Below are 13,842 nucleotides of genomic sequence, written 5' to 3' on the forward strand. Positions count from 1 at the left end.
GCCCGCGGCCGTCCGGGGCCTACCGCACGGCGCGCAGTGCCTCCTCGAGTATTCGCTCGCCCGCCGCCACCCCCCGCTCCGGGAGCGGGACGACGTGCTCCACGTCCCAACCACCGTCGGCCAGTTCCCCGTGTCCGGGGCGCCAACCGTGCTCGGCCGCCTGGAGCAGGTCCGCGTCCAGCTGGGAGTCACCGGCCGCGTAGGTGTGTGTCACGCCGGTACGCCGCGCGACCTCCGCGACCGCGGCGCTCTTGGTGAGCGGACCGGGCACCGCGTAGATCTTCCTGCCCTGCAGTGACACGGTCCAGCCACGCGGTTCGGCCCAGTCGGCCAGCTCCTTGACGTAGGTGTCCGGCAACTGTTCCCGGTCGACCACCAGATAGGCGAACAGGTCCTCCGCGATCCGTTCCTTGAGCAGCCAACCGGGATCTGCGGTACGCCGCAGCCGCTCTCGCACCTCGTCCAGTGGCGCGCAGTCGGCCAGCGCCCGCCGCACCCCTCGGTGCCAGGACGGGTCGGACTCCCCGTCCACCAACAGGTGTCCGCCGTTGGCGCACACGGCGTACCGGACGGGCGGGCCCGGCAGGCGCACGCGGTGGTACTGCTCGCGGGTGCGGGTCGTGGCGGGCACGAAGACCGCGCGTTCGGCGAGCCGGACCAGCAGCGTCGCGGCGGTCTCGGTCAGGTACGACAGTGGCTTGCCGCCGTACGTCTCCACGCACAGCAGTCGAGGCGCCTCCCGGTCCGGCATCCGCAGGTCGAGAGCGGCGGCGGAGTAGATCAACGTGCGGTCGAGGTCGCTGGCGATCAGCACGGTCACTGGACGGCCTTTCCGTCGGCACCGGTGGCTCCCCTGGTGTAGCGGGGATGTATCAGGCCCACACAGCTGTAGGGCAACTCGTCGATCTCCTCCACCGGGACGCCGCGCTGCTCGGCGAGCAACCGCACGTGGTCGAGGTCGCTGCCCGCGCCGCGCCTGGCCAGAATCCGCCAGGGCACCCTGCGCAGCAACACCCGGGTCGTCTCCCCCACACCGGGCTTGACGAGGTTGACGTCGTTGATCCCGTACTCCTCGCTGATCCGCTCCACCGCACGCCAACCCACCCAGGTGGGGCTGCGATCCGCGGACAGCAGCGCGGGGACGTCACGCAGCACCGCCGGGCGCACCTCATCGAACCGGGCCGCGACCGTGTCCAGGAAGTGCCGGCTCAGATCCGCCTCCGCCAGCTCGCGGTAGTACTTGGCGCCGTGGAAGTCGTCCGGCCCCACCAGGTCGGCCCGCAGCACTGTACGCGAAACCAGCCCGGAGACCGTCGAGTTGAGGCAGGCGGACGGGATCAGGAAGTCCTCCCTGGTGCCGTACGTCCGGACGCAGCCACCCGGGTCGGCCAGCACCGCTACTTCGGGGGCGAAGCCCGGGTGGGCGCGTATCGCCTCGGCCAGTTCCCGGGTGATGGCCCCCTTGCCGGTCCAGCCGTCGACGAAGACGACATCGGCGGGATCGTGGTGACCGGCGAGATAGCGCAGGGCGGTACCGTCGATCCCCCGACCACGCACGATGGACAGGGTGTAGTGGGGGATTTCCAGCCCGTGCGCGTGCTGGGCCCAGCGGCGCATCAGGACGCCGACCGGTGTCCCGGCGCGCGCCAGCGAGGCGAGTACGGGACGCGGGCCACGTTCGGCCAGCACCGTCTCGGTCACGGTGCCCACCGCGTGGGCGATGCGGGCTGCGGAGGACTCGAGCGCGGCGTGGAACAGCTGTTGGTACTCCGGAGTGGGCTGGTACTCCACAGGCAGCGACTCGGCGTAGTGCGCGCCCCCACGCTGGACAGCCTCCTCGCGCTCCTCGGTTGGCGCCTCCAACTCCACCTCGGACAGGTCCTGCAACAGCCAGCCGACATCCTCCGGCCGGTACGAGGAGAACTCCGGTCCGCGCAGCGGGCGTGGCGGCGGGACGTAGCTGGGCAGTACGGCGAGGAGCACCGCGTCGGTGTGCGGAGTGAGTTGCGCGAGGAGACCGTCGGAGGCGTGCAGGGCCGGGGTGTCGGCGACCGAGTCCACGACGGCGACGACGGCGTCGAAGCGGCGGTCGGGGTTGGTGCCCGGGGCTATGTTGTACGCGTACCGCTCCTCGGAATGCGCGTCCCGCTCGCCGGGGTGCCCTTCGTGCGTGCCGAGTGGTGCCTGCGGCTCGCCCGCCTCCGGGCCCCGTGGCCCCTCGTGTGCGGGGAAGGAGAGCCGGGTGCGGATGGCGTACGCGGGATCGTCCACGGCGAGCACCGGCGAGCGAGTGGTGGTGGAGAAGCGCACCTCGGCTCGCTGACCGAACCGCCGCTCCAGCGCGTGCGCCAGCCGCAGCGGCACGTACATCAGCTCCTCACAACCCAGTACAAGCACCCGGGGCGTGTGCGGTGGCTCTGGCCGGTGGCTGGTGTCCCGCACGCGCCCGCCGGTGTCCCGCGCGTGCCCACCGGCCTCCGCACCGGGTGCCACGCTGGCCGAATCGCCTCTGGGGTCCGCCGCAACGACGCCCGCGGCGCTCAGTGCCGTCGCGAGGCGGACCGCCATGTCCGGCAGCACCGCTTCCAGACGGGCGCGGTGGTTGGGGGTGAAACCGTGCCGGCCACCATCCGGCAGGCCGGCCGGCCAGTCCAGTGCGACCCGGATCGGCGGTGCTGGCGCTACGGCCCTCTCCCGGGAAGCCTCCCTCGCGGCCGGCGTCGCCTCCTTCACGGCCGGTGCCGTCGCCCGTACGTCCGGCAAGCCGCCACCTCGTACGCGCGGCACGGTCGCGGCCGAAGACTCCTGCCGTGCGGAGTGCTCCGCGACCAGCGCCTGCCCCCGGGTCAGCGCGTCCGCGGGGAGCTGGATGCCGCCGGCGGCCAGCGCGACGACGTCCACCCGGGTACCGAGGTCGGCGGCGCACTTCGCCACCGCCGCGACATCCCGCTCGGAGCGCATGTCGAGCAGGGTAACGAGCACGTACCGGTCCCGGGGATGGCGGGCGTGCAGCGCGGTGATGGTGTTCCGTACGGTCCGGCCGGTGGAGAGCTCGTCATCGACCAGCACCAGCGGTCCCGTACCGGCCAGCAGCTCAGGATCCTCGGGCAGGAGCAGATGGGAGGTGGCGTGCGAGTGCTCCTCCTCGAAGCCTCCGGCTGAGGCCACCGAGGGCACCGGACGGCGGGTGGAGTGCAGGTAGGGCACGCCCACCGCCTCCGTCGGCCGCGCCGCCTGCCACCCGGCGTCCGTACGGTCGTCCGCCGCGGCCGAGCTCAGACCCGCGCTGATCCCGTCGGCGACACTGTGCCCGAGCGCGGTCGCCGTCTCGGCGTAGCCCAACACCACGGCCTGCCGCGCGGACTCGCCGAGCAGCTCGTACACCCGGCGGCCAAGATCCGTGCCCGCGGAGAGCACGACGCTGGGCAGCTGCGGGATGTGCTTCCCGAGCACCCGAGAGACCAGGAGGTGGGCACGCCTCGGATTGTGGCGCAGCGCGAGGCCCACCAATGGTCGTACGTCACTGGTCAGTTCGACACCGAGCCGGTCGGTGACCCATTCGCCCGACCAGGTCGTCTCGTCCCACCCGACAGTGTCCAGCACGCTCACCCTCGCCCCCGTTCCTCACTTGCTGCCAGCCGCGAGCAGTTCGACGAAGCCGACGCCCTCCTGTGCCACCCCGAACACCTCGCCGCGCAGCAGCGTACGCTCCGCCCAGGCGCGGTGGGGCTTCACCTCGTTCATCTTGTTGGTGTAGGCGGAACGCAGCACTCCGCCGGCCCTCTCGGGTCGCAACACGTCCGTGGCGTCGGTGTACTCCTCGTGGGTCACGACCGAGAGCGCGTGGACGGGGGCGACGTGTGAGGGGTGTATGCAGGTCTTGCCCAGCAGCCCGTTGGCCCGGTCGAGCTCGATCTCGCGAAGCAGGCCGTCCATGTCGTGCTCGATGAGGTTGGCACGCAGCTCCTCCGCGCGACCGCTCAGGAAGGGACTGCTGCGCAGTTGCGGCTTGAACATGCGCTCCGGCGTACGGAAGTACTCCCACACCGGCCCGGTCACGACGAATCCCGTACCGTCCGCGCGCCCCAGGACGTTGACCACGTCCGAGATGACGGAGGCGACCAACTGCACGTCGTAGGCGGTCATCTCGGGAGTACGCCGCAGGCCGTACGCGGAACAGAAATCGGTGACCCCGAGGCGTAGAGCGGGCACCCGCTCGCGGTGCTGTTCCAGCAGGCGGGCGAGCCCGGTCAAGATCCGCACGCGACTCTCCAGATGCAGCAGCTCCGGTGACTCCAGCACGGGCATGGCCAGAAACCGTCGCCCGCTCGCCTCTTCGGCGACGCTCAACGCCTCCAGGAAGCACCGACCCGAATCGGGGGTGAACTTCGGCAGCACGAACCCGGACAGCAGTCGCGCATCCGCTCCCAGTCGCCGGACCAGATCCGGGATCTGGTCCGGACGGCGGACGCGAATGAAGAGCAGGGGGGCACCGGTGTCGTCAGCTCCGCGCTCGGCCGCCGAGCGCTCCGTTGCCCCAGCCTGCCCTGGCACGGGCTGCGTCATCTTCCGCGTTACCGGGGAATCTGCTGCGGCGGGCTCCGTTACGGCGGATGGCCGCCACACCGAGCACAGCTCGGCGAACTGCTCGACGAGGTTCGCCTCGGCGGCCGGCACCTCACCGTCCTGGATGGAGTCCTCGAGGCAGAGCACCATCGACACGACCCCCCGGTCCGCCTGTTTCCGCACGTCCGCGGCCAACCTCGGGCGGTTGGCCGGGCAGTACAGCGTCCCACCGAGGGCGCTGCCTAGCGTACGCGCGGGGGAGTCCGGCCCGAAATCGGCAGGCTCCCGATGGAAGAGCGCTTGCCGGACCTCAGGCGCGAGATGCCTGAAATGCCGCATAGGAATCCGTCTCTGGGTGTGGGGCTGAGGTTTCTCGCGCCGCAAGGGCGAGATCTGGCCACACATCGTACGTTCGAGACGGGCTCGGCAATCTCCGGAGAGGCGAAGAACGCGTTACCAGCGAGTAGCGACCATTGGTCGACGTTGTCCACGACGGCCACCGGGAGGCAGGATTGAACGTATGACCCACACGATGGTGAAGGGCTCGAACATTCGGCTGGGCAGCAGCGCGGTGCGAGCCGTCCTGCGCTGGACTCCCCCCGGAGACGGCGTACCAGACATCGACGCCTCCGCGCTCGTCCTGGGCGAGGACGGCCGCGTACGCTCGGACGACGACTTCATCTTCTACAACCAGCCGCGCCACCCCTCCCGGCTGGTGCGCCACCTGCCCAAGGCGCGCGAGACCAACGGCCTGACCGACACTGTCGAGGCTGACCTCGCCGGGCTGGACGACACCGTCCAGAGCGTGATGCTGGCAGCCTCAGCGGACGGCGGCACATTCGCCCAGGTGCGGGCACTGCAGCTCACGCTGCACGACACGACCAGTGCGGACGGCGGCGACCGGACATCCGCGGACGGCGCTCTCGCGATCTTCCCCATCGAACCCGAGACCGGACTGGAGACCGCGATGATCTGCGGCGAGCTGTATCGGCGGGGTGACGAGTGGAAGTTTCGCGCGTTGGGACAAGGGTACGACACCGGACTGATCGGCCTGGCGACCCAGTTCGGCATCTCGGTGGACGAGGGCGGCAGCGAGACGGAGCGTACCGGCCAGCCGCTCGGCAGCGTACCGGAACCGCCGTCCGAGCCGGATATCCCGGACCCCTCCCCCGTACCAGAGCCGCGGCCCGAGCCTCGGCCGAGCCCGGAGCCAGCGCCACCCGGACCCGGACCCACGCCTGACCCGCCCCCCGAGCCCGAACCTCAGCCGCAGCCGGCGGGCGCGGTTGCCGGCTTCACCGTCCCCCCGGAGCAGGTGACCCAGCCAGGGTACGGCTATCCGCCGCAGCCACAGCAGCCTCCGGCGGCCCAACCGGCGTACGGGTACCCACAGTCGGTGTACGGCTACCCGCAGCCGCCGGCCGCACCACCCGTACCGCCGACGGCGCCGGTCAGCGCGACGGAGCTGCCCCCACAGGGGCCGCAGTTCCTCGAGAGGTGATCCCGCCGCCTGCCCCGGAGGGCAGGCGGCACGAGCGTCTTACACGCTCGGAGCAGTCGCGGTCGCTGCCGGCGGCTGCCTGCCCTCGGGGCCGCCGCAGCGACTACTTCTTGTGGCCACGGCCCCACCGGAGCCCCCAGCCGTACAACCGATCCAGTTCGGACTGGAAGCCGTAGACGTACCGCACTTCGCGACGCACCAGCAGGTCGTCCTTGCTGTGTTCCATCAGCAGTACGGCGCAGGACCGGGCTTGCGGGGCGTGTTCGTCGACAGCGACCTCAACCCTGGTGCCGTTGCCCGGAATCAGGGTGAGCAGCCCGTTGGCGCGGTCGAAGGCAGGGGTGTTGTCGTAGATGTAGACGAAGAAGAGCAGCCGCTTGATGTGCTCCTTGTAGTCCAGGTTCACGTAGATCGTCTCACCGGACGGTGAGCCGAAGCGGTCGTCGCCGGTGAGCTTGACGTACGGCGGGGCGTTGAAATCGCCGTAGAAGTTGCCGAGCGGCTGTACCACTCCCTTGCTGCCGTCCGTCAACTCGTACAAGCAGGCCAGGTCGAGATCGACACTCACCACTCCCCGCGTGTGTGCCTGCACCACGGTCGGCTTGAGCGCGCGTAGGGGATGCCGAAGTGAGCCGCGGTTCAGCCGACGTGGGTTGTTGTCGGAGCTCCGCATGCGCCAGGAGAGGTTCACCTGGAGGCTGCCGCTGTCGGCTCCCTGCCTGGTCAGAGATACGACGGAGTTGCGTTTGGTCAGTTCGACCGAATGTACCGAGGAACCGCCGACGGGGGCGAACCTCGCCCGCCTGCCTAAGCCCTGCCGCCAGTTTTCCCAAAGGGAAACCACACGTACCCCCACCCACTCCGTATGCCGTCAACTGCCGCGGGGCGGCACCGAGTCGGACTCGGTGCCGCCCCGCTAGAGCGTTCCGCGTTCAGACCGGGCTGACACCCGACCGGCGGGTGATCATACGCCTGATTCGACCGCTGGCTTCGCGGGGGAGTTTCCGCCGTCATCACCGCCGTCGTCGTCGCCTCCCCCGCCGTCGCTGTCTCCGCCCTCGGCGGCCACCCGACGGTTGCGCTGTACGGACGACCAGAAGGAAGCGCCGATCAGCGCGACTCCGATCAGACCGGTGATCACCTCGTGAATCTGGATCTTGATGGTAACCAGCAGGAGTGTGGCGAGCGCGCCGATGGCGTAGTGCGCGCCGTGCTCGAGGTAGACGTACTCGTCGAGTGTGCCCTGGCGCACGAGGTAGACCGTGAGAGAACGCACGTACATGGCGCCTATCCCCAGGCCGAGCGCCATCCAGAAGATGTGGTTCGTGATGGCGAAGGCACCGATCACACCGTCGAACGAGAAGGACGCGTCCAGCACCTCGAGGTACAGGAACATGAAGAAGGCCGCCTTGCCACCGACCCCGACCAGGCTGGGGTCCTTGCCGGCCCTCTTCGCCGCTTCCTCCTCCTCGTGCTCGCGCTCCTCTTCCTCTTCCAGCTTGTTCTCGAAATGCCCGGAGAGCCCCGCGACGATGAGATACGTGATCAGGCCCGCGATTCCGGAGAGCATCACCGTGCCGGACTTGTCCGCGTGAGCGCCACCATGCTGGTGCGCCTCCGTGGCGAAGGTCATCGCCGTGACCAGCAGCACGATCAGCGCGATACAGACGGAGAGCATGTCCACTTTGCCGAGCTTCGCCAGCGGCCGCTCAAGCCAGCCGATCCACTTGTGCTCCCGATCCTCGAAGATGAAGTTCAGGAAGATCATGAGCAGGAACATGCCGCCGAAGGCAGCGATGGACGGGTGGGCGTCAGTAACCAGCTGCTCGTAACGTTCCGGTTCGTCGAGAGCGACCTGAACTGCTTCGATCGGGCCGATGGCCGCGCTGATGGACACGATCACGACCGGGAACACCAGCCGCATGCCGAATACCGCGATCATGATGCCGATGGTGAGGAAGATCTTCTGCCAGAAGGCGTTCATCTTCTTCAGCACACCCGCGTTCACGACAGCGTTGTCGAAAGACAACGAGATCTCGAGGATGGAGAGGATCGCCACCACGGCGAAGCCCTCCCACCCCCAGAAGTACGCGGCGGCAGCCAACCCTGCGGCGGTGACGCCGAAGGACCAGCCGAAGGTTTTGAGGATCACTGGTTACCCAATCTGTGTGTCTCGCTCGGAGACCTGTCTCACGGTGCCTCGCTCGAGGAGAGGCATCGCTTTACACAACGTCGACCCCGAAGTCTAGAGCGATGCCTCGCAGGCCCGACGCGTACCCCTGACCAACTGCACGGAATTTCCACTCCCCACTGCGTCGGTAGAGCTCACCGAAGAGCATCGCGGTCTCCGTGGACGCGTCCTCCGAGAGGTCGTATCGGGCCAGCTCCTGCCCGTCCTGTTCGTTGATCACACGAATGTACGCGTCAGTGACGTGACCGAACGTCTGGCGCCGAGACTCCGCGTCATGGATGGACACCACGAAGACGATCTTCTCCAGCTGTGTGGGCACCCTGGAGAGGTCGACCAGAACGGTCTCATCGTCCCCGCCGCTACCGCCCACCACCTCATCCCCAGTGTGCTCGACGGAGCCTTCTGGGCTCTTCAGATTGTTGTAGAAGACGAAGTAGTCGTCTCCCAGGACACGTCCTCCCGCGCACATCAGCACGCTCGCGTCCAGGTCGAAGTCAACACCGGTGGTGGCCCGTGCCTTCCAACCGAGACCGATCTGGACCTGCGTCAGATTGGGTGCGGCCTTCGAGAGGGAGACGTTTCCCCCCTTGGCGAGCGTGATGCCCATCTTCCCATCCTCTCCCCGATGCGATGCGCCCCAGTGTCCCCAAGAACTCGGCGCCGCACACTGCCCTGATCGGGAAGCGTGCGACGCCGTGCTCTTGCCGGGATCGGGTGTGAACGCCGACGAAAAGGGTCAGACGTTGACGCCGAAGTCCTGCGCGATACCCCGCAGGCCCGAGGCGTAACCCTGGCCGACCGCGCGGAACTTCCACTCCGTCCCGTGCCGGTAGAGCTCACCGAAGACCATGGCCGTCTCCGTGGACGCGTCCTCGGTCAGGTCGTACCGGGCCAGCTCGTTGCTGTCGGCCTGGTTGACCACTCGAATGTAGGCATTCCGCACCTGGCCGAAGCTCTGCTGACGAGCCTCCGCCTCGTACACCGAGACCGGGAAGACGATCTTGTCCACATCGGCCGGGACGCCGGCGAGGTTCACCTTGACCAACTCGTCGTCGCCTTCGCCCTCACCGGTCAGGTTGTCCCCGGTGTGCTCCACGGAGCCGTCAGGGCTCTTGAGGTTGTTGAAGAAGACGAAGTTCTGGTCGTTCGTGACCTTGCCCTCGGCGTTCACCAGCAGGGCACTGGCGTCGAGGTCGAAGTCCGCACCGGTGGTGCTGCGCGCATCCCAGCCCAGCCCGACCATCACGGCCGTCAGGCCCGGCGCTTCCTTGGTCAGCGAGACGTTGCCGCCCTTGCTGAGACTGACTCCCACGAGTCCTCCTGAAATCGTTCGCGAGGAGCACTGCGTGCCCCCGGTTCTACGGATGCTGATGAATCAACGCGTCGATACTAGTGAGCGGTTCCCGTGGCTCCCAGGGAAACCACTCAGAGAGTTTCGACGGCCTTGATGTAGTCGTTGAGGTCCCGGGCGTCCGGCAGGTCGTTCACGACCGTCCACCGCACGACGCCCTCCTTGTCGATGATGAACGTGCCTCGTACGGCACAGCCCTTCTCCTCGTCGAAGACACCGTATGCACGGGAGACCTCACCGTGTGGCCAGAAGTCCGACAGCAGCGGGTACTCCAGGCCCTCCTGCTCGGCGAACACCCGCAACGCGAAGGGTGAGTCGTTGGACACCGCGAGCAACTGAACCTGGTCGTTGACGAAGTGCGGCAGCTCGTCCCGGAGGGCGCAGAGCTCCCCGGTGCACACGCCGGTGAAGGCGAACGGGTAGAAGAGCAGGACGACGGTCTTCTCGCCCTTGAAGTCGGACAGCGAGACGGTCTCGCCATGCTGGTTCTTCAGCGAGACGTCCGGAGCCTTTGCACCGACCTCGACAGCTTTCATGGATACGGATCCCCTCGGTAGCGGTGGGTGACACAGCCAAGCCTACGCACACCGCTACCGGCTTCCGTCGGCAGCCGCCCACGGAGATGACGTGCTCACCGGCGTGAACGCGAGACCGAGCGGTTTACCGCTTGCCGGACTTGGCGGCCTTGGGGGTAACCAGACGAGAGCCGGTCCAGTCCTTGCCCGCGTTGGCGTTGCTCGTCTGGGCCAGACCAGCGGTCTGAGCCGCTTCACCGATGTCGCTCGCCTCGACATACCCCGGTCGGCCCGTCTTTGGCGTGAGAAGCCAGACAGGAGCGCCCTCGTCAATCATGGTGGTGGCGTCCACCAGCGCATCCGTCAGATCGCCGTCGTCCTCGCGGAACCACAGCACCACGGCATCGGCCACATCATCGTGGTCCTCGTCGACGAGCTCTGTGCCCGTGACGGCCTCGATTCCCTCGCGGAGTGCCTGCTCGGCGTCGTCGTCGTAGCCGAGCTCCTGGACCACCTGTCCGGGCTGGAAACCCAGCCTTGCGGCGGGGTTGGTCCGCTCCTCCGCGTGGTCCGCGGTCGCGCTCACGGATTGCCTCCTGTCATTTTCCGGTTTCAGTACCTGTGCCTCGTAGCGAGGCATGAGCCGTAGTCCACACGGGCGGGCCGGATCGCGCAAGTACCTGGCCCTCTCATCCCGCCCAAACATTGACGTGTCATCCCACAATGCACGATCCGACCGGGATGGCACCACAGCTTCCCGCATCGGGAGTGCGATCCCTCGCTGGTGCTCGGTCCGGCTCCTCGTGTGACCGACATGGTTACCCGCTGGTAGAGATGACGTTTCCCCGATGGCGGTCCACGATGGAGGCGACGCGGCACCAGGCATTCACGACCGAACAGCGAAGGAAAAGCGTGGTTTCCGGATCCGATCGCAGCCCGATCATCATTGGCGGCCTTCCCAGTCAGGTCCCGGATTTCGATCCTGAGGAGACCCAGGAATGGCTCGACTCACTCGACTCCGCCGTCGAAGAGCGCGGCCGGGCACGAGCCCGGTATCTCATGCTCCGTCTCATAGAGCGAGCTCGAGAGCAGCGCGTGGCCGTGCCGGAAATGCGCAGCACGGACTACATCAACACGATCGCCACGCGGGACGAACCCTTCTTCCCCGGTAACGAGGAGATCGAGCGAAGGATCCTGAACGCCACACGTTGGAACGCGGCGGTCATGGTGTCCAGGGCCCAGCGGCCGGGTATCGGTGTCGGTGGTCACATCGCCACCTTCGCGTCCTCCGCCTCGCTGTACGACGTCGGGTTCAACCACTTCTTCCGCGGTAAGGACGATGGCAAGGGCGGCGACCAGATCTTCTTCCAGGGGCATGCCTCGCCCGGCATCTATGCCCGTGCGTTCCTGCTGGACAGGCTGTCCGAAGCGCAGTTGGACGGCTTCCGACAGGAGAAGTCGAGCTACCCCAACGGTTTGTCCAGCTATCCGCATCCCCGGTCGATGCCGGACTTCTGGGAGTTCCCCACCGTCTCCATGGGCCTGGGCCCGATCGGAGCGATCTACCAGGCCCGTATGAATCGGTACATGCAGGCCCGCGGCATCGCCGACACCTCGGATTCGCATGTCTGGGCGTACCTCGGCGACGGGGAGATGGACGAGCCGGAGTCCCTGGGCCAGCTCTCCATCGCCGCGCGTGAGGGGTTGGACAACCTGACCTTCGTGGTCAACTGCAACCTCCAGCGGCTCGATGGTCCGGTACGCGGCAACGGCAAGATCATCCAGGAGTTGGAGTCGGCCTTCCGTGGAGCCGGATGGAACGTCATCAAACTGGTGTGGGACCGCTCTTGGGACCCACTGCTGGCGCGTGACCGAGACGGCGTGCTGGTGAACAAGCTCAACACCACCCCGGACGGCCAGTTTCAGACCTATGCGACCGAGTCTGGTGCGTACATCCGTGACCACTTCTTCGGAGGCGACCAGCGGCTCCGGTCCCTGGTGGAGGGCATGACCGACGACCAGGTGCTGTATCTGGGCCGTGGCGGCCACGACCACCGGAAGGTGTATGCGGCTTATAAGGCTGCCAAGGAGCACAAGGGTCAGCCAACGGTGATCCTGGCGCAAACGGTCAAGGGGTGGACACTCGGCCCCAATTTCGAGGGACGCAACGCCACCCATCAGATGAAGAAACTGACCGTTGAGGACCTCAAGCACTTCCGCGACCGGTTGCACCTGCCCATCCCGGACAAAGAACTCGAGTCCGGACTGCCCCCCTACTTCCATCCGGGCCGCGACTCGGAGGAGATCCAGTACATGCACGACCGCCGCAAGGAGTGCGGTGGATACGTGCCCACCCGGCTGATCCGCGCGAAACCCCTGACGCTTCCCGAGGGCAAGACCTACGCGGCGGTCAAGAAGGGCTCCGGGCAGCAACAGATCGCCACCACGATGGCTTTCGTGCGACTGCTCAAGGACCTCATGCGCGACAAGGAGATCGGCAAGCGCTTCGTCCTGATCGCTCCTGACGAATACCGCACGTTCGGGATGGACTCCTTCTTCCCTTCGGCGAAGATTTACAACCCCTTGGGGCAGACGTACGAGTCCGTGGATCGCGAACTGCTGCTGGCCTACAAGGAGAGCCCGCAGGGGCAGATGCTGCACGACGGCATCTCGGAGGCTGGCTGTACCGCCTCGCTCATCGCCGCTGGTTCCGCCTATGCCACCCATGGCGAACCGCTGATCCCGATCTACGTCTTCTACTCGATGTTCGGTTTCCAGCGCACCGGCGACCAGTTCTGGCAGATGGCGGACCAGTTGGCGAGGGGGTTCGTACTCGGGGCGACCGCGGGACGTACGACGCTGACCGGAGAGGGCCTCCAACACGCGGACGGTCACTCGCAGTTGCTGGCATCCACGAACCCCGCGGTACGCGCCTACGACCCTGCATTCGGCTTCGAGATCGCGCACATCGTGCAGGACGGCCTCCGGCGCATGTACGGCGAGAACAGCGAGGACGTCTTCTACTACCTCACTGTCTACAACGAGCCGATCCAACAGCCCGCCGAGCCGGAGGGAGTGGATGTGGAAGGCATCGTCCGGGGCCTCTACCACTACCGAGCCGGCACACAGGGCATCCACAGCGCGCAGATCCTGGCTTCCGGTGTCGCGCTGCCCTGGGCTCTGGAGGCCCAGGGGATTCTGGCTGACGAGTGGAACGTCAAGGCGGATGTGTGGTCGGCGACCTCCTGGAACGAACTCCGCCGTGAAGCGGTGATGGTGGAGGAACACAATCTCCTGCACCCGGACGAGGAGCAGCGGATCCCGTACGTCGCGGAAAAGCTGCGAGGTGCCGAAGGGCCCAAAGTGGCCGTTTCGGACTGGATGCGCGGTGTACCGGACCAGATCGCCCGCTGGGTGCCTGGCACCTACCAGTCCCTTGGCGCGGACGGGTTCGGGTTCGCGGACACGAGGGGCGCCGCGCGACGGTTCTTCCACATCGACGCGCAGTCGATCGTGCTCGGGGTACTGACGGAGCTGGCTCGCGAGGGAAAGGTCGATCGCTCGGCCTTGAAGCAGGCCATCGATCGCTACCAACTCCTTGAGGTGTCGGCAGCCGATCCGGGCGCTGCGGGAGGGGATGCGTAGGCCCTGTCCAAGAGATCGGACTCGGCAGTCGGGCCCGGCCCTCCTCGGGAGCGGAGCGTGCTGGGCTCGAAGC

11 protein-coding genes are annotated in these 13,842 nt (G+C 67.4%); 2 read left to right on the forward strand and 9 right to left on the reverse strand.

The window, feature by feature from the left end; all coding sequences use genetic code 11:
* Window positions 1–19 precede the first annotated feature (19 nt).
* From AN216_RS13725 to AN216_RS13735, 3 genes are read right to left on the reverse strand one after another with little or no spacing between them, the layout of a single operon-like run.
* Window positions 20–820 carry an HAD family hydrolase gene (locus AN216_RS13725; protein ID WP_070196963.1) on the reverse strand — a complete coding sequence of 267 codons (801 nt, stop codon included), beginning with the start codon at window positions 818–820 and terminating at the stop codon, window positions 20–22.
* Complete coding sequence (locus AN216_RS13730) at window positions 817–3,609, reverse strand: phosphoribosyltransferase (protein WP_070196964.1); 2,793 nt, start codon at window positions 3,607–3,609, stop codon at window positions 817–819. The genes AN216_RS13725 and AN216_RS13730 overlap by 4 nt, the downstream gene beginning before the upstream one ends.
* Window positions 3,610–3,624: 15 nt before the next feature.
* Window positions 3,625–4,905 carry an HpcH/HpaI aldolase/citrate lyase family protein gene (locus AN216_RS13735; RefSeq protein WP_070196965.1) on the reverse strand — a complete coding sequence of 427 codons (1,281 nt, stop codon included), beginning with the start codon at window positions 4,903–4,905 and terminating at the stop codon, window positions 3,625–3,627.
* A gap of 181 nt (window positions 4,906–5,086) precedes the next feature.
* On the opposite strand from AN216_RS13735, the gene AN216_RS13740 reads away from it, so the two are divergent.
* A complete protein-coding gene (locus AN216_RS13740) occupies window positions 5,087–6,067 on the forward strand; it encodes a TerD family protein (RefSeq protein WP_070196966.1) in 981 nt (326 codons plus the stop codon).
* Window positions 6,068–6,170: 103 nt separating this feature from the next.
* On the opposite strand, the gene AN216_RS13745 is transcribed toward AN216_RS13740, so the two are convergent.
* The 6 genes from AN216_RS13745 to AN216_RS13770 form a co-directional block, all read right to left on the reverse strand.
* Window positions 6,171–6,911: a Tellurium resistance gene (locus tag AN216_RS13745; RefSeq protein ID WP_070197279.1), complete on the reverse strand. Its 741-nt coding sequence runs from the start codon at window positions 6,909–6,911 to the stop codon at window positions 6,171–6,173.
* A 120-nt stretch (window positions 6,912–7,031) separates the two neighbouring features.
* Complete coding sequence (locus AN216_RS13750) at window positions 7,032–8,219, reverse strand: DUF475 domain-containing protein (protein ID WP_070196967.1); 1,188 nt, start codon at window positions 8,217–8,219, stop codon at window positions 7,032–7,034.
* A gap of 70 nt (window positions 8,220–8,289) precedes the next feature.
* Window positions 8,290–8,865, reverse strand: a complete 576-nt coding sequence (locus AN216_RS13755; protein ID WP_070196968.1) for a TerD family protein — start codon at window positions 8,863–8,865, stop codon at window positions 8,290–8,292.
* A 129-nt stretch (window positions 8,866–8,994) separates the two neighbouring features.
* Window positions 8,995–9,570: a TerD family protein gene (locus AN216_RS13760; RefSeq protein WP_070196969.1), complete on the reverse strand. Its 576-nt coding sequence runs from the start codon at window positions 9,568–9,570 to the stop codon at window positions 8,995–8,997.
* A gap of 113 nt (window positions 9,571–9,683) precedes the next feature.
* Window positions 9,684–10,145, reverse strand: coding sequence for a peroxiredoxin (locus AN216_RS13765; RefSeq protein WP_070196970.1), 462 nt, complete (start codon window positions 10,143–10,145; stop codon window positions 9,684–9,686).
* A gap of 124 nt (window positions 10,146–10,269) precedes the next feature.
* Complete coding sequence (locus AN216_RS13770; RefSeq protein ID WP_070196971.1) at window positions 10,270–10,710, reverse strand: DUF3052 domain-containing protein; 441 nt, start codon at window positions 10,708–10,710, stop codon at window positions 10,270–10,272.
* A 326-nt stretch (window positions 10,711–11,036) separates the two neighbouring features.
* Between AN216_RS13770 and aceE the strand changes: the two genes are divergently transcribed.
* Complete coding sequence (aceE, locus tag AN216_RS13775; RefSeq protein ID WP_070196972.1) at window positions 11,037–13,769, forward strand: pyruvate dehydrogenase (acetyl-transferring), homodimeric type; 2,733 nt, start codon at window positions 11,037–11,039, stop codon at window positions 13,767–13,769.
* Window positions 13,770–13,842: the final 73 nt, after the last annotated feature.

It is taken from the genome of Streptomyces oceani (assembly GCF_001751245.1).
Classification (GTDB): domain Bacteria; phylum Actinomycetota; class Actinomycetes; order Streptomycetales; family Streptomycetaceae; genus Streptomyces; species Streptomyces oceani.

Excerpts from the sequence above, each read along its gene's own strand:
- AN216_RS13755 (WP_070196968.1), bottom strand. The coding sequence starts at position 8,865 with ATGGGCATCACGCTCGCCAAGGGGGGAAACGTCTCCCTCTCGAAGGCC.
- AN216_RS13735 (WP_070196965.1), bottom strand. The coding sequence starts at position 4,905 with ATGCGGCATTTCAGGCATCTCGCGCCTGAGGTCCGGCAAGCGCTCTTC.
- AN216_RS13740 (WP_070196966.1), top strand. The coding sequence starts at position 5,087 with ATGACCCACACGATGGTGAAGGGCTCGAACATTCGGCTGGGCAGCAGC.
- AN216_RS13765 (WP_070196970.1), bottom strand. The coding sequence starts at position 10,145 with ATGAAAGCTGTCGAGGTCGGTGCAAAGGCTCCGGACGTCTCGCTGAAG.